Origin of the sequence: Vibrio astriarenae (assembly GCF_010587385.1) — a bacterium.
GTDB lineage: Bacteria > Pseudomonadota > Gammaproteobacteria > Enterobacterales > Vibrionaceae > Vibrio > Vibrio astriarenae.
In genome coordinates this window covers 2,271,379-2,288,816 of the sequence record NZ_CP047475.1, presented here as the reverse complement: position 1 = coordinate 2,288,816, position 17,438 = coordinate 2,271,379, and the positions used below count along the sequence as shown (strand labels likewise).

At 46.3% G+C, this 17,438-nt stretch carries 14 protein-coding genes, 1 tRNA gene and 1 pseudogene; 8 read left to right on the top strand and 8 right to left on the bottom strand.

Features of this window, described 5'->3' with window-relative positions:
* Nucleotides 1–22 precede the first annotated feature (22 nt).
* Entirely contained in the window at nt 23–487 is a 465-nt protein-coding gene (gene rnhA / locus GT360_RS10765) for a ribonuclease HI (protein ID WP_164648859.1), read from the bottom strand.
* 91 nt (nt 488–578) lie between these two features.
* Here rnhA and dnaQ point away from each other — a divergent pair, with 91 nt between their 5' ends.
* Complete coding sequence (gene dnaQ / locus GT360_RS10760) at nt 579–1,319, top strand: DNA polymerase III subunit epsilon (protein ID WP_164648857.1); 741 nt, start codon at nt 579–581, stop codon at nt 1,317–1,319.
* A gap of 8 nt (nt 1,320–1,327) precedes the next feature.
* Nucleotides 1,328–2,575 (top strand): TIGR03503 family protein, encoded by a 1,248-nt coding sequence (locus GT360_RS10755; RefSeq protein ID WP_164648856.1) that lies wholly within the window; start codon nt 1,328–1,330, stop codon nt 2,573–2,575.
* 74 nt (nt 2,576–2,649) lie between these two features.
* On the opposite strand, the gene fadE is transcribed toward GT360_RS10755, so the two are convergent.
* Nucleotides 2,650–5,094 (bottom strand): acyl-CoA dehydrogenase FadE, encoded by a 2,445-nt coding sequence (fadE, locus tag GT360_RS10750; protein WP_164648854.1) that lies wholly within the window; start codon nt 5,092–5,094, stop codon nt 2,650–2,652.
* 310 nt (nt 5,095–5,404) lie between these two features.
* Here fadE and lpcA point away from each other — a divergent pair, with 310 nt between their 5' ends.
* Complete coding sequence (gene lpcA, locus GT360_RS10745; RefSeq protein ID WP_164648849.1) at nt 5,405–5,983, top strand: D-sedoheptulose 7-phosphate isomerase; 579 nt, start codon at nt 5,405–5,407, stop codon at nt 5,981–5,983.
* 59 nt (nt 5,984–6,042) lie between these two features.
* The gene (locus GT360_RS10740) at nt 6,043–6,888 is read left to right on the top strand and encodes a class II glutamine amidotransferase (RefSeq protein ID WP_164648848.1); all 846 of its coding nucleotides are present in this window, start codon (nt 6,043–6,045) and stop codon (nt 6,886–6,888) included.
* A 93-nt stretch (nt 6,889–6,981) separates the two neighbouring features.
* Here GT360_RS10740 and purN read toward each other — a convergent pair whose 3' ends face one another.
* Together purN and purM are read right to left on the bottom strand one after the other, a co-directional pair.
* A complete protein-coding gene (gene purN / locus GT360_RS10735) occupies nt 6,982–7,620 on the bottom strand; it encodes a phosphoribosylglycinamide formyltransferase (RefSeq protein WP_164648847.1) in 639 nt (212 codons plus the stop codon).
* Nucleotides 7,621–7,622: 2 nt separating this feature from the next.
* Nucleotides 7,623–8,663, bottom strand: coding sequence for a phosphoribosylformylglycinamidine cyclo-ligase (gene purM / locus GT360_RS10730; RefSeq protein ID WP_164648846.1), 1,041 nt, complete (start codon nt 8,661–8,663; stop codon nt 7,623–7,625).
* A 385-nt stretch (nt 8,664–9,048) separates the two neighbouring features.
* Here purM and upp point away from each other — a divergent pair, with 385 nt between their 5' ends.
* Nucleotides 9,049–9,675: a uracil phosphoribosyltransferase gene (gene upp, locus GT360_RS10725; RefSeq protein WP_164648845.1), complete on the top strand. Its 627-nt coding sequence runs from the start codon at nt 9,049–9,051 to the stop codon at nt 9,673–9,675.
* Between the two features lie 67 nt (nt 9,676–9,742).
* Here the strand turns inward: upp and rluF are convergent, their stop codons facing one another.
* From rluF to GT360_RS10710, 3 genes and pseudogenes are all read right to left on the bottom strand, one after another.
* Nucleotides 9,743–10,816: a 23S rRNA pseudouridine(2604) synthase RluF gene (gene rluF / locus GT360_RS10720; protein WP_164648844.1), complete on the bottom strand. Its 1,074-nt coding sequence runs from the start codon at nt 10,814–10,816 to the stop codon at nt 9,743–9,745.
* 121 nt (nt 10,817–10,937) lie between these two features.
* A complete protein-coding gene (smrA, locus tag GT360_RS10715; RefSeq protein WP_164648843.1) occupies nt 10,938–11,519 on the bottom strand; it encodes a DNA endonuclease SmrA in 582 nt (193 codons plus the stop codon).
* A 132-nt stretch (nt 11,520–11,651) separates the two neighbouring features.
* Nucleotides 11,652–11,792: pseudogene (locus tag GT360_RS10710) on the bottom strand (DUF3149 domain-containing protein).
* Between the two features lie 232 nt (nt 11,793–12,024).
* On the opposite strand from GT360_RS10710, the gene GT360_RS10705 reads away from it, so the two are divergent.
* Nucleotides 12,025–12,101, top strand: a tRNA-Pro gene (locus GT360_RS10705).
* Between the two features lie 226 nt (nt 12,102–12,327).
* On the opposite strand, the gene GT360_RS10700 is transcribed toward GT360_RS10705, so the two are convergent.
* A complete protein-coding gene (locus GT360_RS10700; RefSeq protein ID WP_164648842.1) occupies nt 12,328–13,209 on the bottom strand; it encodes a TraB/GumN family protein in 882 nt (293 codons plus the stop codon).
* A 416-nt stretch (nt 13,210–13,625) separates the two neighbouring features.
* Between GT360_RS10700 and GT360_RS10695 the strand changes: the two genes are divergently transcribed.
* Both GT360_RS10695 and GT360_RS10690 read left to right on the top strand, forming a co-directional pair.
* A complete protein-coding gene (locus GT360_RS10695) occupies nt 13,626–16,277 on the top strand; it encodes a beta-N-acetylhexosaminidase (RefSeq protein WP_164648841.1) in 2,652 nt (883 codons plus the stop codon).
* A 428-nt stretch (nt 16,278–16,705) separates the two neighbouring features.
* Complete coding sequence (locus GT360_RS10690; RefSeq protein WP_164648840.1) at nt 16,706–17,371, top strand: oligogalacturonate-specific porin KdgM family protein; 666 nt, start codon at nt 16,706–16,708, stop codon at nt 17,369–17,371.
* The last annotated feature ends 67 nt before the right edge of the window (nt 17,372–17,438 follow it).

Genomic DNA, 17,438 nt, shown 5'->3' with positions numbered 1-17,438 from the left:
ACGCAATAAGTCACTCGTGGCTTTAAGAGGCTTGGTAGCCCTCATCAATTTCCGTCGGGTTTTCTGCGGCCGTTCTTGCAAGTTCATCACACATCTCGTTTTCTCGATGTCCAGCGTGGCCCTTAACCCATCGCCAATCGACTTGATGGCGCTGGGTCTCTTTATCTAATGCTTTCCATAAATCGGCGTTTTTAACGGGCTTTTTATCTGCTGTTTTCCAGTCACGCTTTTTCCAGTTATGGATCCACTGAGTGATGCCCTGGCGTACATATTGGCTATCGGTGGTAAGGATCACCTGACAGGGTTCTTTGAGTGTTTGAAGTGCCACAACGGCTGCCAACATCTCCATGCGATTGTTTGTGGTGAGAGTGTAGCCTTTTGCCAATGTCTTTTCGTTTTCTTTATAGCGCAGGACAATGCCATAGCCGCCAGGTCCAGGGTTGCCTAAGCAAGATCCGTCTGTGAAAATTTCCACGAGTTTTGTCATGATTTGATACTATAGTTGCCAGCGTTGGTTTAGAGAGACTGAGAAAGGTCTCGATTGACCTTTAAGTATATAGTCTGACACATAATTTGATATGAATACTAGCGACAATTCTACAACACACAGAATCGTGGTTCTCGATACGGAAACCACGGGTATGAACCGCGAAGGCGGTCCGCACTATGAAGGGCACCGCATTATCGAAATCGGTGCGGTTGAAATCATTAACCGTAAACTCACCGGTCGCCACTATCACGTCTACATCAAGCCAGACCGTGAAATACAGCCAGATGCCGTAGAAGTTCACGGTATCACCGATGAATTTTTGCGAGACAAACCGGAGTATCATGAGATTCACCAAGAGTTTGTCGACTTTATTCGTGGCGCTGAGCTTATCGCCCACAACGCGCCCTTCGATGTGGGCTTTATGGATCATGAGTTTGCCGGCGTTAATGCCAGTCATGAGACAACCGCTCAACTGTGTAAAGTGACCGATACGCTGGCGATGGCAAAAAAAATGCCGAATATGCCAGCGAGAAAGAACCTCGACTCACTTGCTAAGCACTACACCATCGATACCTCAGCTCGTGTACTTCACGGGGCTTTGCTCGATGCGGAGATCTTGGCGGATGTCTACCTAGCCATGACCGGTGGACAAACGGCGCTGCAATTTAACGCTGGCAGTGAGGGCAGCGAACAAGGGGGGGAGGAGATCCGTCGCCTAGTGGGCCGAAAACCACTAAAGGTTTTGCATGCTTCTGCCGATGAATTAGAAGCACACCAGTCTCGATTAGATATCGTAGAAAAGGGTGGTGCTTGTCTTTGGCGTCAATAGGAGAGTCCATGAAAGCGGTATTAGTTACTCTGTGGTTACTGGTCTTCAGTGCATTTAGCTATGCCTCGCAAGAGAGTTCAGTGTCTCTTTTAGATAACCGTTTTCGTGTAGACCCTTCGATCGAGCAGATCACTTTTGTCATCTATCGCGCAGAGCGCTCTCAACCAGTGGTGTTGGTGCGACCAGATGGCAAGAAATATTATGCGTGGAAGAACGAAGATAATGTTCGTTGGTACCAAGAGTCTGCAATGGACATTGTCTCTATCGATAACCCGATGCCTGGCCCATGGCAGGCGGTGGGCAAAGTCACGCCCAAGAACAAAATTCTGCTAATTTCTCATCTTGAATTGCGTGCAGACACACTGCCTAGTCGTCTTTATCAAGGTGAAGAGATCAAGTTCACTGCAGAGCTGACATCAAACGGTGAGCCGTTGGTCGTTCGAGACTTTTTGGATCGAGTGAACCTAAGAGTGACCTTCACTAAGTACGTTGAAAATGAAGCCGAACTTTCAGCTCAGGCAAGACCCATTCCAGAGATTGTGGGTGAATTTGCCGATGACGGAAAAGGTTTAGATGAAGTTGCAGGTGATGGTAAATTTACCGTCGCCTTGCCTATCGCACCGGAGCCAGGGAAATACCGTGTTCGCATTACTTCGGGAAATGGCGTATTTCTGCGCGCGATTGAGCAAGAAGTGCTTGTCTATCCATCTCCAGTCAGTATTCAATTTGCACAATCTCGCGAACCAGGTACCGCTCATCACCTAACCATCTCGGGAGAATCAGGTCTGATTGCTCCGGGCTCACTGGCGGCCAAGGTTGATCACACGAACCCTGAAGAGTTAGTTGACCATATCGAGGGAGCAGCTTCGGAGGAGCAGACAAGTATTGCCCTCAATATCCCTTATCAGGGCACATTGGGTAACTACAGTTGGCAAACAACGGTTTTTGCAACCGATCAGGCCAGTCAGCGCTCGCTACAGTTCTCTTTTCCAAACAGAAGTTATTCGGTGGCTGAGCACGTAAACCTTGAAGAGACAAAGCGCTTACAAGAACTTGAAAGACAAGCTGAGCTCAAGCGACAACAAGAGCAGTACCTAATGGAGCATCGTGCTCGAGCTCGCAAAAAAGCGGTCATTTGGATTGTCGTCGGTAATCTGAGCGTGATTGTTTTGGGCTTGGTAATATGGTTTGTATGGCGTCAACGTAAAGCGAAGAAAGCAGAATTGCCCGAAATGCAGCTGGAGTTGCCAAAGTAATTCCCCCCTCAATACAAACAAGCCCAGCAATTCACGCTGGGCTTGTTTGTATTTGTGGCAAGTTCGATAGCTGCTTACGCGACTTCAACGAGCTTTGCCGGGCTTTTTTTGGCGGCCAAATAATTGGGTTCGAAGTCATCAACATTGATTGTTTCAAGACGTCTTGCCTCTGCTTTACGCAGCAGGTCGGATTCCTCTGTAGTCAAAATACCCTCTGCTAGACCAAGCTCAGCCACGGTATCCAGTTGCGTGAATGGGCGTTTTTGTTTGCGAGCCTTGCAGACTTTGTCAAATAAAGGCTCCACTTCGAGGATGAGACTTAGCGTATCGTTGATACGACCAGCCGGGTTGTTGCGTGAGGGCTCAAGATATTGGTAACGGCCGATACGATCTCTTGCTGCACTCGGTGTTTGCATGAGCTGCGCGACTTGATGATCAAGCTGGTCACTTGGTAAGCGGCGCACGCGACCAAATGGGAGGAGCAGTACACGCAGAGCTCTTCCGATAATACGATTTGGGAAATTAGCTAAGAACTCATCAATCGCCACTTCGGCTTGATACAGACTGTCTTGCAAGCCCCATTCGAGCAGTGGCAGATCTTCCGCTTTTCTACCCTCTTGATCGAACCGCTTGAGCGTCGCAGAGCTGAGGTATAGCTGACTTAAAATATCACCAAGTCGAGCTGACAATCGCTCTTTACGTTTAAGAGAGCCACCCAGTACCGCCATCGATACATCAGATAGAAGCGCTAGGTTTGCACTGTAACGATTGAGTTTTTGGTAGTAACGTTTGGTTTGGTCGTTGATCGGACTGTCACTGCCAATACCATCAGTGAGACCAAGCCATAGGCTTCGAACCAAGTTACTCATAGCAAAGCCAACATGACCCATTAACGCGCTGTCGAATTTCTCTAATGCATCGCTTTGATCAGAATGAGCTGCTTCCATTTCTTCCAAAACGAAAGGGTGGCAGCGAATTGCGCCTTGTCCATAAATGATCATTGAACGTGTGAGTATGTTGGCGCCCTCGACGGTAATGGCAATCGGTGCTCCTTGATAACCACGAGCGAGGAAATTCGATGGCCCCATGCAGATTCCTTTGCCTCCCACGATATCCATCGCATCAATCACACTTTGCTGGCTGCGATGAGTACAGTGATATTTGACAATGGCAGAGATGACCGATGGTTTTTGTCCTAAATCGATGCCAGCAACTGTCAGATTGCTAGCCGCGTCCATCACGTAAGCATTGCCTGCAATACGAGATAGGGGAGCCTCAATGCCTTCCATATGACCAATGGGTTGCTTGAACTGTCGACGGATTCGCGCGTAGGCACCAGTTGCCATCGCCGCTGTCTTGAGTGCACCTGTGCTGTTTGATGGTAAGGTAATGCCACGACCAACTGAAAGGCACTCTACGAGCATTCGCCACCCTTGACCGGCCATTTTTTGGCCGCCGATGATGTAGTCGATAGGTACGAATAGATCATTGGCTCGGGTCGGACCATTTTGGAAAGGAACGTTGAGAGGGAAGTGTCGGTTACCAATCTCCACCCCTTTTAAATGCGTTGGGATCAGCGCGCAGGTAATACCGAGATCTTCTTTGTCACCCAATAACCCATCGGGGTCGCGCAGCTTAAACGCGAGACCAAGCACGGTCGCGACAGGCGCTAGCGTGATGTAGCGTTTGTTCCAAGTTAGGCGCATACCAAGCACCTCTTTGCCTTCCCATTGGCCCTTGCATACCACGCCAAAGTCAGGAATGGCTCCGGCATCAGAGCCCGCTTCAGGGCTGGTGAGTGCAAAGCAGGGAATCTCTTTACCCTCAGCCAGTCGCGGCAAGTAGTAGTCTTGTTGCTCTTGTGTGCCATAGTGTTGTAAGAGCTCACCAGGGCCTAAAGAGTTAGGTACACCTACCGTCGAAGAGAGTACCGCAGAAACCCCACTCAGTTTTTGCAATACCAGTGACTGAGCGTAGGCAGAAAACTCAAGACCGCCGTATTTCTTCTTGATGATCATGGCAAAGAACTTGTGCTCTTTCAGATATTGCCAAACGTGTGGCGGGAGGTCGGCCAGCTCGTGGGTCACTTCGAAATCGCTGACCATGGCACACACTTCGTTGACCGGACCATCAAGAAAAGCTTGCTCTTCAGCGGTGAGCTGAGGAGCAGAGATTGCGTGCAGGTCATCCCACTTAGGCTTACCCTTAAACAGTTCTGCTTCCCACCAGACTGTACCCGCATCCAATGCCTCTTTTTCCGTTTGAGACATCGCAGGCAGAACCTTTCTAAATACAGAAAGCGCTTGTCGCGAGAAAAGCGAGTAGCGAATGTTTGGAAGACAAAGTATCGCTCCGACAGCGATAAAGGTGATCCAAGCTAGACTGCCCGTGGTTCCGAACAAGGTAGAGGCAATCATGGCTAGAGTGATAACAGTGAGACTGCGAGTGAGGTTGAGGCTTTGATAGAGGCTATAACCAATCGCGGTTAAGACAACGAGTATAGAGAGCAAGAGTTCCATAGTGTTTCCTTACGAGGGCCTATGTCGAGTTATACGTATTATTTTCTCTTACTGGTCAAACCAGTAATGATAATTATAGTAAACATTTTGTTAACATTCTCCTCAAGTGCCAATTGGTCAAAAAGTGATCCAAATCGAGCCTTTGCTCCAATTCGAATAATTCGAGATGGTTTATTTTTGCTCGGCAGAGCACGAACAACGAACTTATTTGCCCATTCTTTCGTCTATGCTATCGACAGAACGTTTTGAGTGAGTAAACTCGAAAGAAACGCCAAGGTGGCGGCAACAAATAACAATGAAGAGATAGCCTATGTACCAGGATCTAATTAAAAGTGAATTGACTGAAGCGGCAGACGTACTTAATAAGTTCCTCAACGATGATCACAACATTGCGCAAATTGAAGCGGCGGCAAAGATGATTGCTGATTCCTTCAAGCAGGGCGGTAAAGTGCTCTCTTGTGGCAACGGTGGTTCGCACTGTGATGCGATGCATTTTGCTGAAGAGTTAACAGGTCGCTACCGTGAAAACCGTCCTGGCTATGCTGGTATCGCTATCTCAGATCCAAGCCATTTGTCGTGTGTGAGCAACGACTTTGGCTACGACTTCGTGTTTTCTCGTTATGTTGAAGCGGTAGGCAGCGCGGGTGATGTCCTGTTTGGTCTGTCAACATCAGGTAATTCAGGCAATATTCTAAAAGCCATTGAAGCGGCTAAAGCCAAAGGTATGAAGACCATAGCTTTGACTGGCAAAGATGGTGGCAAAATGGCGGGTACGGCAGATATTGAAATTCGAGTGCCGCATTTCGGCTACGCTGACCGTATTCAAGAAGTGCATATCAAGATTATCCACATAGTCATTCAGTTGATCGAAAAAGAGATGGAAGCTTAACGGCTTCTTGTCTGGATAGAGTGATTGGCAACGGTTTAAGGAAAGGAGTGTGTTAAACCATGTGTGAACTGCTTGGTATGAGCGCAAATGTGCCAACAGATATCTGTTTTAGTTTTACTGGCTTGATGCAAAGAGGGGGCAATACAGGGCCTCATCGTGATGGCTGGGGTATCACATTTTATGAAGGCAAGGGCTTTCGTAACTTCAAAGATCCCAACCCAAGCAGTGAGTCAAAAATTGCGGAATTAGTACAAAACTACCCAATCAAAAGTTGCGCAGTCGTCAGTCATATCCGACAAGCAAACCGTGGTGGTGTGAGTTTGGAAAATACCCACCCATTTACCCGTGAGCTATGGGGACGCTATTGGACCTTTGCACATAATGGCCAATTAAGTGACTTTCAAGGACTAGAAACCGGTCGTCATCGCCCTGTCGGTCAAACCGACAGTGAGCGCTCTTTTTGCTGGTTGTTGAATAAAATGGAACAGCAATATCCGGAGCCTCCTCAGGATATGGTCGGCGTGTTTCGATTCATTGCTCAGTGTTGTGATGAGTTAAAAGCGCTCGGTGTCTTCAACATGCTGCTTTCTGATGGTGAGTATGTAATGACGTATTGCACCAACCACCTCTATTGGATCACGCGGCGTGCTCCGTTTGGTAAGGCAACGTTAATTGACGAAGATGTGACGATTAATTTTCAAGAAGAGACGACACCGAAAGATGTAGTTTCGGTGATTGCAACCCAACCTTTGACGGACAATGAGCAGTGGCATCGCATGAAGCCAGGTGAGTATGGTATTTTGCACTTTGGAGAGTTAATTGATGGTAATGCACATCAATTACAAGATGTGCCTTTTGCTGCACCAAAGCCAGGTAATCAAGCGCCAACAGAGCCACTGGAGTAACTCTAAGTAGCGAGTGCTCAAACGTTATAAGCATTAAAAAAGGTAGTGAGCGATCACTACCTTTTTTGTTTTCGATGAGGCAACAGAGTTTGGTTATTCTGGAGCGTGACCGTGAATACCCAACTGTTTACCATCTAAGAAGGCTTTACCTTGACGCATCTCTAAACGCTCTTCAACAAACCACTTCGCTACCATTGGGTAGATTTTGTGCTCTTGAGTTTGAACGCGCTCAGTCAACGACTCAACGTTATCTTCTTCGAAGATGGGCACTTTTGCCTGTAAGATCACTGGCCCACCATCCAATTGTTCAGTCACAAAGTGAACGCTAGTACCGTGCTCTTCGTCACCGGCGTGAATAGCCCGTTGGTAGGTATTCAAGCCAGGATATTTAGGTAATAGAGATGGATGAATATTGATCATGCGGCCTAGATAGTGACGAACGAACTCGCCACTCAAAATGCGCATGTAACCAGCCAGAATAATTAAGTCAGGTTGGTACTCATCCATTTGACGCATCAGTTCTTTATCAAATGCATCACGAGTGTCAAAAGCGTCCGGGTCGAGAAAGTTTGCCGCCGCACCTGCTTTTTCCGCTCGTTCTAGGGCATAAGCTGTTGCTTTGTTTGAAAATACTGCAGTAACTTTGCCATTATCAATGTTGGTTTCACAAGCATCAATAATTGCCTGTAAGTTAGAACCATTCCCTGAAACTAAAACAACAATACTTTTCATGCCTAGTTAATCTCTACCTGCTCTTCGCCTTCTTGAGCAGTTGCGATCTCACCAATAACCCAAGCGTTTTCGCCTTCCGCTTTTAGTAGCTCAACAGCCGCTTCAGCCTGGTCTTTAGGTAGAGCAATCACAAGGCCAACACCACAGTTGAATGTGCGGTACATTTCGTGAGTGTCAACGTTGCCTTTTTCTTGTAGCCATTTGAAGATAACTGGCCATTCCCAGCTATTACCATCAACCACCGCTTTTGTGCCTTCAGGAAGCACGCGAGGGATGTTCTCCCAGAAACCACCACCTGTGATGTGCGAGATCGCGTGAATATTATGCTTCTCAATCATCTTAAGTGCTGATTTGATGTAAATCTTAGTTGGCTCTAGAAGGTGTTCGCCGATAGTGCGGCCTTCTAGCATCTCGCCTTTGTCAGCGCCAGAAACTTCTAGAATCTTACGTACTAGAGAGTAGCCGTTTGAGTGAGGACCGCTTGAGCCTACAGCGATCAGTGCGTCGCCAGCGGCTACTTTAGTACCATCGATAACATCAGCTTTTTCTACCACGCCAACACAGAAGCCAGCAACATCGTAGTCATCGCCTTCATACATGCCTGGCATTTCAGCGGTTTCACCACCGATAAGAGCACAGCCTGCTTGGATACAGCCATCAGCGATACCAGATACTACGTCTGCAGCGGTATCAACATCCAGTTTGCCCGTCGCGTAGTAATCTAGGAAGAATAGTGGCTCTGCACCTTGTACGATCAGGTCGTTTACACACATTGCTACCAAGTCGATACCAATCGTGTCGTGCTTGTTTAGGTCTAGAGCTAGACGAAGTTTTGTACCTACGCCATCTGTACCAGAAACCAAAACAGGCTCTTTGTATTTAGTCGGAAGCTCACAAAGAGCACCAAAGCCGCCAATACCGCCCATTACTTCAGGGCGACGAGTGCGTTTTACTGCACCTTTAATACGATCAACTAATGCGTTACCCGCATCGATGTCTACACCAGCGTCTTTGTAGCTAAGAGATGTGTTATTACCACTCACGGAGAAATCCTCGGTAGTTAGTTGGATGTGAAAACGGCGCTATTCTAACAGTGCTTAAACCTAAAGAGCAAACGTTTGCGCAAAGTTTTTTCTGTGTCATTTATCCTCACATTTTGTCTCGATTCTAAAGCGTTGAAAGGAATGTTTACCGCAAGTAAAGAAAAGGTGAGAAAATGATGAAGGTGAGTAGGGCTAGATATCTGCTGATGTCGCCTCTTTCAAGAGTGATTGATTGAGGGTATAGGGTGTTCACTAAAGTGCAAAATGCTTGATCTGACTCTATCTTTGCTGGGGAGTTAGAAAGTTCAGTGCGAGCTTTGCCCTGCACATTTATTGTGAATAGGAGTATAATCTTCTCGTTTACTGAACTAAGTCGGAGAAGAAAATGAAAGTTGTTGAAGTGAAACACCCACTTGTTAAGCACAAAATTGGATTGATGCGCGAGGGTGATATCAGCACAAAGCGTTTTCGTGAGTTGGCAACAGAAGTAGGTAGCCTACTAACGTATGAAGCAACGGCAGACTTTGAAACTGAAAAAGTGACCATTGATGGCTGGAATGGCCCAGTAGAAGTGGATCAGATCAAGGGTAAGAAAGTGACGGTAGTGCCAATTCTACGTGCCGGCCTTGGTATGATGGATGGTGTTCTCGAGCATATGCCAAGTGCTCGTATCAGTGTGGTGGGTATCTACCGCGATGAAGAGACACTAGAGCCTGTACCATACTTCAACAAGCTTGCTTCTAACATCGATGAGCGCATCGCACTGGTTGTTGACCCAATGCTTGCGACGGGCGGCTCAATGATCGCAACGATCGACCTATTGAAAGAGAAAGGCTGCCAGCATATTAAAGTCTTGGTTTTAGTTGCTGCTCCAGAGGGGATTGATGCGCTAGAGAAAGCACACCCAGATGTAGAGCTATATACAGCTGCTATTGATGAGAAGCTAAACGACAAAGGTTACATTGTCCCTGGTCTTGGTGACGCAGGTGATAAGATCTTCGGTACAAAGTAAGCCGAAATTTGAAACATATAAGAAGGGGGAAGCATCTGCTTCCCCCTTTTGTTATCTGAACTTAAGTTTATCTTTTTAGGCTTAACGTGCCCGGTTTACGTGGCTTATGATTGCTCGTAGAAGCCTCGGAACTTTTTGGCTTGTAGTACGTTTTCCCTTTGCTTGGTGATTCTTTACGCTCATTTCGGTTGTCATCTGAACGGCGCGAGTCGTTGATTCTGCGTGAGTCAATTTGCTTGCCACGGCCTTTTTTAGAGTTGGGTGCATGACGGAACTCTTCAGCGTTACGCCCTTTAAAGGTGCGCTGCTTTTGGTTACGGCGTGCTGTCGACTCTTGATTCTCCTCGCGGCTATCAAAAAGTTTAGCATCAGTCGCTTTGCGAATACGTCGACCACTACCATCCACTTTCGATGCTTCTTCTGTGCTAGATGATGCTTCACACATCGCAAGAATTTGCGCGACTTCTTGGTCCGTCATATAGCGCCACTGACCATTAGGGATACCGTCCAGGCTAATGTTCATAATGCGCACGCGACGGAGTTTAAAGACCTCGTAGCCAAGCGCTTCACACATACGACGAATTTGACGGTTCAACCCCTGAGTTAGCACGATACGGAACGAGAACTTGGTCTCTTTGGTGACTTTACAAGGCAGGGTAACGGTATCAAGAATAGGCACGCCTTTAGACATGTTATCGATAAACGCTTGAGTGATCGGTTTATCGACACGCACCACGTACTCTTTCTCATGGTTATTACCTGCACGAAGGATCTTGTTTACGATGTCACCATCGTTGGTGAGAAAGATCAAGCCATCAGAGGGCTTATCAAGGCGACCAATTGGGAAAATACGCTGGTTTAAACCAACAAAATCGACGATGTTGCCTGGAATATCGCGCTCGGTTGTACAGGTAATACCGGTAGGCTTGTTCAGGGCGATATAGATAGGGCGCTGCTTGCTGCTAACAGGCTTACCATCGATACAGACATCATCACTTGGCATGACTTTTGTGCCCATTTCCGGCTTATTGCCATTGATGGTCACGCGACCTTGTTCAATGAGCTTGTCAGCTTCACGTCGCGAGCAAAAGCCCGTTTCACTGATGTATTTGTTTAAACGCTTAGCGTTATCTTGTGACATGTTACGTCTCCTAACGTTTCCCAACGGCGGTTGATGTTAAGTTAAATGAAGCGCAGTTCATTTAGCTGCGTATACCTGACGGGTATAAAAATAGGCAGCGATTCTAGCACTAGTATCAGGCTTATCCTAACCGTTTTTGATGGCGCTCTCGGTTCTCGATTTTTTTATCTGAACTTTTACGCAACAAAACATAAACCGCGCCGGTGCCACCATGAAAACGTTGGGCGCTATGAACGCACTGCACATCTTTGATTTGTGTCAGCCAGTGGGCGACAAAACTCTTGGTGAGAGCGGGTGGATTTGAGCGCTCGCCTTTGCCGTGTACGATAACCACAGTGCGAATGTCCATGCGAATGCACTGTTTGAGAAACTTCACGACTTCGTCACGACTCTCTTTGAGTGTTCTACGGTGAAGATCCAAACGCGCTTGGACGGGATACTTACCTAAACGAAGCTTTTTATACACACCTTCTTGCACGCCATCTCGCTTAAACTCGATCATATCGTCTGGTTTGAGCATGGGGGCATGATCAATCGAGAGGTATTCAGGGTCTTTTTCTGTGAGCCAGACTGCCGCTTCACGCTTCGCCAGTTGTGACTCGGTCACTTCTAAGCTCTTTTTCAGTTCAGCAGTATCATTGTGCAGAGGTTTTACATCGCCCATCATCTGTTGGAAGAGGGCTAGATCATCATCGTGACTCATGGCTGATAATCCGGATTGGTTGTAGATGAGAAAATTATACGTGATGCGAGGGAGAAAGATAATAAAAACCGGATTAGATACAAGATCTAATCCGGTGCTAAGCAGCGTTCATAAGAACATGCGCTAAGCGACTTAGTGAGGAGATTCGTCGTTCAAAACCTTATAGATGAAGAAACCGCCGTAAAAGATCATCAGGCCGAGTGCAGCGAGGATAACTCACATTGAAGAGAGTCCAATCGCGTTGTCAAACAGCAAGTCAAGCCAGAAGTTCATCTGTTTCTTCCTCTAAGTAGCGAAGACGAGGTTAAGTTATCGGGTATGAGTCTATGTGGTCATGATCTAGATCAAGTGTTAACTTTTTGTGTTTTTTTCGGTTGTTGCAATGCGGCTCGAATCACGTTTTGTCTGTTTTATAATCACTTGAACGAAAGTTGAAGAAAAATTGTAAAATAATCCCCACTAGGGGTTGCGGAGATAATTTTTCGCGGTATTATACGCGTCCATTCGGTGAATAGCGCAGCTTGGTAGCGCATCTGGTTTGGGACCAGAGGGTCGGGGGTTCGAATCCCTCTTCACCGACCACGTTTAGAAAAGCTCGCTTTTACAGCGGGCTTTTTGCGTTTAAGAACAGATAAAGTGCGAATGAGTCGGGGGCTGGAGCGCCAGTCCGATCGAATCCCTCTTCACCGATCATTTTTAGAAAAGCTCACTTTTATAGTGAGCTTTTTGCGTTTCAGATATCTAGAAAAGAAGAGTTAGAATACCAAACAAGTAAAACTGCGCTGAACTCAATCTTCAACGCACTGAATCAAAACTCACATCCAACCTTCGCACTCTGCGAAATCTGCGTGATTTTAAACCCGCGCTCTTTAAGTAACTCGCGCACATTTCCTTTTCCAACGAGGTGCAGGCTACCGACAACCACAAAATAATCCCCATCTTCGATTACTGAAGTTTGCCCCTCTAGCGGCGTTTTTTGGTCAAGTATGTTTGCCCATGCTTGGTTGCGATTATCGATGAAGGCTTTTTCTAGCTCTGGCGACATTTCTGAAAACTCAGCAAATTGGATGAGATTAGACTCATCGCCCGCGCTCCATGTGTCAATTAGACAGCGAGTGATGTTTGGTGTTTGGTTAAACTCGTCCATGAAGGTGGTGAGCATTTCTAAGCCATGATCAGGTTGAGTGGCGATTAAGTCGATTTGAAACTGGAGTGATTCAAAACCGTAGATGGTCGTTTGCTGCTGTGTTGCTTGCTGGAGAAAGTGAACATCAACGCCTTTCTCTGGCGTGTAGCCCAGTCTTTGTAATTGATTCATTTGCAGACTCATTGCCCCCATCCAAGGTGGAAAATTCACGACGTCTGGCAATTGCATTCCACTTAGGCGAGCGATACGCCCCAATCGCTCGAGCTGCTCTTCATTAAGCGAATCTTGAATGGTGGTCTGTGTTGCTGGATACGCAATGCGTTCATGCTGCAGCGTGTTAGCCTCAACAATCAAAGCATCGGCGATGGATAGCTTTTCAGTGAGGTAGCTCGGCATTGGATACATTGAATCATCACCGACGTGAACCGAACCTACAAGGGTATAGGACACACCCTCTTTTTCTGCAACCCAAGAGAGAGGCTCAGCTTGTGAAATGCAAGAGACAAGTAGAAGAAGCAAGCTGAGAAGCTTTGAGTAAGACATAAAAGTAAACCTTAATGAGCGTTGTATGCACATAGTGTAATTCTTTCAAAGACGAGATGGGAAAATTCGTCACAGCAAAATTGTCAAAATCGCTTCACCCAGATAAGTATTGACGGTTTTTCTTGTGATCGCTTTCAAGGTTCTTTCGGTCGATTTCGTATGACTCGCAAAAGGTGATTGGTTTACTGTTGAAAATGTCAGCGTTCAAAGGTTGTTTGCGTGATTTGGATCCCATCAATTACGTCAAAATATGATTGCCGAAATTAACGTTTACTCCAAGTTCTTGTTTTAAAATAACTTATATAAATTTACATCGGTGGTTTGTGAAGATGGTCAATCATTTGGTTTCTTAATTTACCCGGAGAAAAAAGTGCAAGTAGATTAGAGACAGATTCAATAAATTATAGGTCGGTAAGATGTTTAAACAGTCTCTTATTACTGCTGCAATCGTTTCAGTGTTGTCCGGTTGCTCTACAACAGCGAATCCACAACAAAGCACCGTTGATGCGCTAGCCAACAACTTAGATATCCAATATGACGTGTTGACCAATCACGGCGCGAATGAAGGGCTTGCGTGTCAAGAGTTAGGGGCTGAGTGGGCTTCTTGTAACCAAGTCAACATGACCTTGATTAATCAAGGTGAAGCCGTGGATTCCAAAGATTGGGCTATCTATTTCCACAGTATTCGCTTGATCCTAGATGTAGACAATGAGCAGTTCAACATCACTCGTGTCACGGGTGACCTGCATAAACTTGAACCAACCGATAAGTTTGATGGCTTTTCTGCTGGGGAAACGGTCACGCTTCCTTTGATTGGTGAGTACTGGCAGTTGTTTGAAACGGACCTTATGCCGGGTGCTTTCGTTACGGCACCAAACGCAGAGCCTACGATGATTGCTTCTCTTAACACTGAAGATGTTGCGTCGTTTGTGACCGGTTTAGAGGGGGATAACCTAAAGCGCACACCAGATGACAACAACATCATGGCTACCGCGGTCACTCGATTTGAAAAAAATGCAGATCTGGTTGCTCAAGATGTCTCAACCACCTTGCTGCCAACACCAAGATCTCTAGAAGTTGGCGAGGGTAGCGTTAATATTGCAGGGGGCATTGCACTACCAGCAGAGGCTTTTGATGCTGCGCAACTTTCTGCATTGGAAGCGCGAGCAGAAGTGGTGAACCTTAATGTGAGTGGCGACCTTCCTGTCAGTGTTGCTGTTGTTCCTTCTCAGTTTAAGGGAGATTTGGCGAAATCGGGTGCTTACGAATTAAGCATCGCGAAGCAGGGCATAGCGATCACAGCGTTCGACCAAGCTGGTGCTTTTTATGCGGTTCAGTCTATTTTTGGCCTAATAGACAGCCAGAACGTTGAATTTTTACCACTTCTTTCTATCCAAGATGCGCCGCGCTTTGACTATCGTGGTGTGATGGTGGATGTTGCTCGTAACTTCCACTCTAAAGACGCCATTCTTGCCACTCTGGACCAAATGGCCGCTTATAAGATGAATAAACTGCATCTTCACCTAACTGATGATGAGGGCTGGCGTTTGGAAATTCCGGGGTTGCCTGAGTTGACAGAAGTAGGGGCGAATCGCTGCTTCGACTTGGAAGAGAAAAACTGCTTACTGCCTCAGCTTGGATCGGGCTCAACGAAAGACAATTTCGGCTCTGGTTACTTTAGTACAGCGGATTATGTGGACATCTTACGGTATGCGCAGGCTCGCAACATAGAGGTGATTCCAGAGATCGATATGCCAGCACACGCTCGTGCGGCGGTGGTATCAATGGAAGCTCGATATGCGCGTCTAATGGCAGAGGGTAAAGAAGCGCAAGCGAATGAATACCGCCTGATGGATCCGCAAGATACATCGAACGTGACGACGGTTCAGTTCTACGATAAACAAAGTTTTATCAACCCATGCATGGAGTCTTCAACTCGATTTGTGGATAAGGTGATTTCAGAAGTCGCGGCGATGCACCAAGAAGCTGGCGCGCCGCTAACGACGTGGCACTTTGGTGGTGATGAAGCAAAGAACATCAAGCTTGGTGCTGGGCTACAGGATATCAACGCACAAGATAAAGTGAGCTGGAAGGGCAATATTGACCTATCTGAGCAAGATAAGCCGTTTGCGCAGTCACCAAAATGTCAGACGTTAGTTGCCGATGGCACCGTGAGCGATTTTGGTCATCTGCCAAGTTACTTTGCTGAGGAAGTGTCAAAGATTGTTGCAGAGAAGGGGATTTCCAACTTCCAAGCTTGGCAGGATGGCTTGAAATACAGTGAAGGTGAAAAAGCGTTTGCTACCGAAAGTACGCGCGTGAACTTCTGGGACGTTCTGTATTGGGGTGGGACATCGTCAGTTTACGATTGGTCTAAAAAAGGCTACGACGTGATTGTTTCAAATCCAGACTATGTTTACATGGACATGCCATACGAAGTTGACCCGAAAGAGCGTGGTTACTACTGGGCAACTCGTGCAACTGACACGCGTAAGATGTTTGGTTTTGCACCAGAGAACATGCCGCAAAACGCTGAAACATCGGTAGACCGTGACGGTAATGGCTTTGTTGGGAAGGGTGAGATCGAAGCGAAACCATTCTATGGTTTGTCTGCTCAACTTTGGTCAGAAACGGTGCGCAATGATGAACAATATGAATACATGGTGTTCCCACGCGTTTTAGCAGCAGCAGAGCGTGCATGGCATCGAGCTGAGTGGGAAAACGACTATCAAGTGGGCGTTGAGTATTCACAAGAGACAGATTTGGTGAATAAAGTTGCCTTAAATGAGGACTATAATCGTTTTGCCAATATTCTGGGACAACGTGAACTAGCAAAATTAGAGCGAGCGGGTATTGATTATCGTCTGCCTGTACCAGGAGGCAAAGTTGAGAATGGGCAATTGCATATGAACGTTCAGTTCCCAGGTGTTGCTTTGCAATACTCAACCGACGGTGAAACTTGGGTTGACTATAACTCGCAGCAAAAGCCGATGGTGTCAGGGGAGATCTTTATTCGCTCTATCTCTGCTACCGGTTCGCGAGCAAGCCGCGTAACATCAATTAAATAGACCTTATCCTCAACCAGTAAGCCCAGCTCAGAATGCTGGGCTTTTCTGTACGCGGATATCACTTCTCAGTGATCTAAATCCCAATTTTAATTCTCATATATTTCACATCAAAAAAAAAACTTCTAAATCCAAGTTGATATCAGTCACGGAATTTGGGTTTTTTTGGCTAAAAAGTATGCTTACAATGCTGACTTACTTTCAACTTCAATGAAATTTTCATTATTAAATTATTGTTTTAATTAGATTTACTAATTAGTCAGCAACAGTTTGGTGATTTAGATCACTAAATTTGATCAATTATTTTTCAATGCAAATTAATTAATGCAGTATCCACCTCAACCGCACGGAAGCGCAGAAATCCGTAGTGGAGCTTGTCTCATGATGAACCCCGAAGCTTCACACATAACTAAAATGAAAAGGCAGTAACAATGAAAAAAGTAATCGCAGTAAGCGCTCTTTCTCTAGCATTTGCATCAAGCGCATTCGCATCTTCTTACGTAACAGGTAACCTACAGTTCCATACAGATGGTCTACATGGTTCAGACATCACTTCTACTCTAGAAGCGGGTCACACATTCACAAACCAACTTGGTGGCCTAACGGTTTACACAGAGTTTGATGGTATTCAGCTTGGTAAACTAGAGGTTGAGTCGACAGCGACAGATCGTGGTTCAATGGATAATGTTTACTGGACAATTGGCGGTGAGCAAGCTTTCTCAATTAATGACAATCTATGGGTTGCTGCTGGTTACCAACACCTACTTTATCAAGGTGAGACTCTACAATATCGTCCACTTGTAAAGATCGGCTATAACTTCGACAACGGCATCTCTATCAGCAACCGTACTCGTGCTCACATTGCAGAAGAGAGCGGTGTAGACACTGATTACCGTATGGATAACCGCATTGGGTACGTTGTAAACCAAGATGTATCGCTAAGCTACAACAACGTATACATGATTGAGGCAGAAGTAATGGATCACGAGCTTCGCGCTACTTGGACTCGCAATGGTGTACAACCATATTTTGAGTACCGTAACCAAGCTGACAACGCGAACAACGCATTCGTATTCGGTGCTTCATACGGCTTCTAAGCCCCTGTCCAATTTGTTCCTAAGTCCATAAATTAAAATGCCGAGTTCAGATTTAAACTCGGCATTT

What these genes read in the sequence shown, in the direction of transcription:
- lpcA (WP_164648849.1), top strand. Translation starts at nt 5,405, where the DNA reads ATGTACCAGGATCTAATTAAAAGTGAATTGACTGAAGCGGCAGACGTA.
- GT360_RS10740 (WP_164648848.1), top strand. Translation starts at nt 6,043, where the DNA reads ATGTGTGAACTGCTTGGTATGAGCGCAAATGTGCCAACAGATATCTGT.
- upp (WP_164648845.1), top strand. Translation starts at nt 9,049, where the DNA reads ATGAAAGTTGTTGAAGTGAAACACCCACTTGTTAAGCACAAAATTGGA.
- GT360_RS10755 (WP_164648856.1), top strand. Translation starts at nt 1,328, where the DNA reads ATGAAAGCGGTATTAGTTACTCTGTGGTTACTGGTCTTCAGTGCATTT.
- rluF (WP_164648844.1), bottom strand. Translation starts at nt 10,816, where the DNA reads ATGTCACAAGATAACGCTAAGCGTTTAAACAAATACATCAGTGAAACG.
- fadE (WP_164648854.1), bottom strand. Translation starts at nt 5,094, where the DNA reads ATGGAACTCTTGCTCTCTATACTCGTTGTCTTAACCGCGATTGGTTAT.
- rnhA (WP_164648859.1), bottom strand. Translation starts at nt 487, where the DNA reads ATGACAAAACTCGTGGAAATTTTCACAGACGGATCTTGCTTAGGCAAC.
- dnaQ (WP_164648857.1), top strand. Translation starts at nt 579, where the DNA reads ATGAATACTAGCGACAATTCTACAACACACAGAATCGTGGTTCTCGAT.
- smrA (WP_164648843.1), bottom strand. Translation starts at nt 11,519, where the DNA reads ATGAGTCACGATGATGATCTAGCCCTCTTCCAACAGATGATGGGCGAT.
- GT360_RS10700 (WP_164648842.1), bottom strand. Translation starts at nt 13,209, where the DNA reads ATGTCTTACTCAAAGCTTCTCAGCTTGCTTCTTCTACTTGTCTCTTGC.
- GT360_RS10695 (WP_164648841.1), top strand. Translation starts at nt 13,626, where the DNA reads ATGTTTAAACAGTCTCTTATTACTGCTGCAATCGTTTCAGTGTTGTCC.
- GT360_RS10690 (WP_164648840.1), top strand. Translation starts at nt 16,706, where the DNA reads ATGAAAAAAGTAATCGCAGTAAGCGCTCTTTCTCTAGCATTTGCATCA.
- purN (WP_164648847.1), bottom strand. Translation starts at nt 7,620, where the DNA reads ATGAAAAGTATTGTTGTTTTAGTTTCAGGGAATGGTTCTAACTTACAG.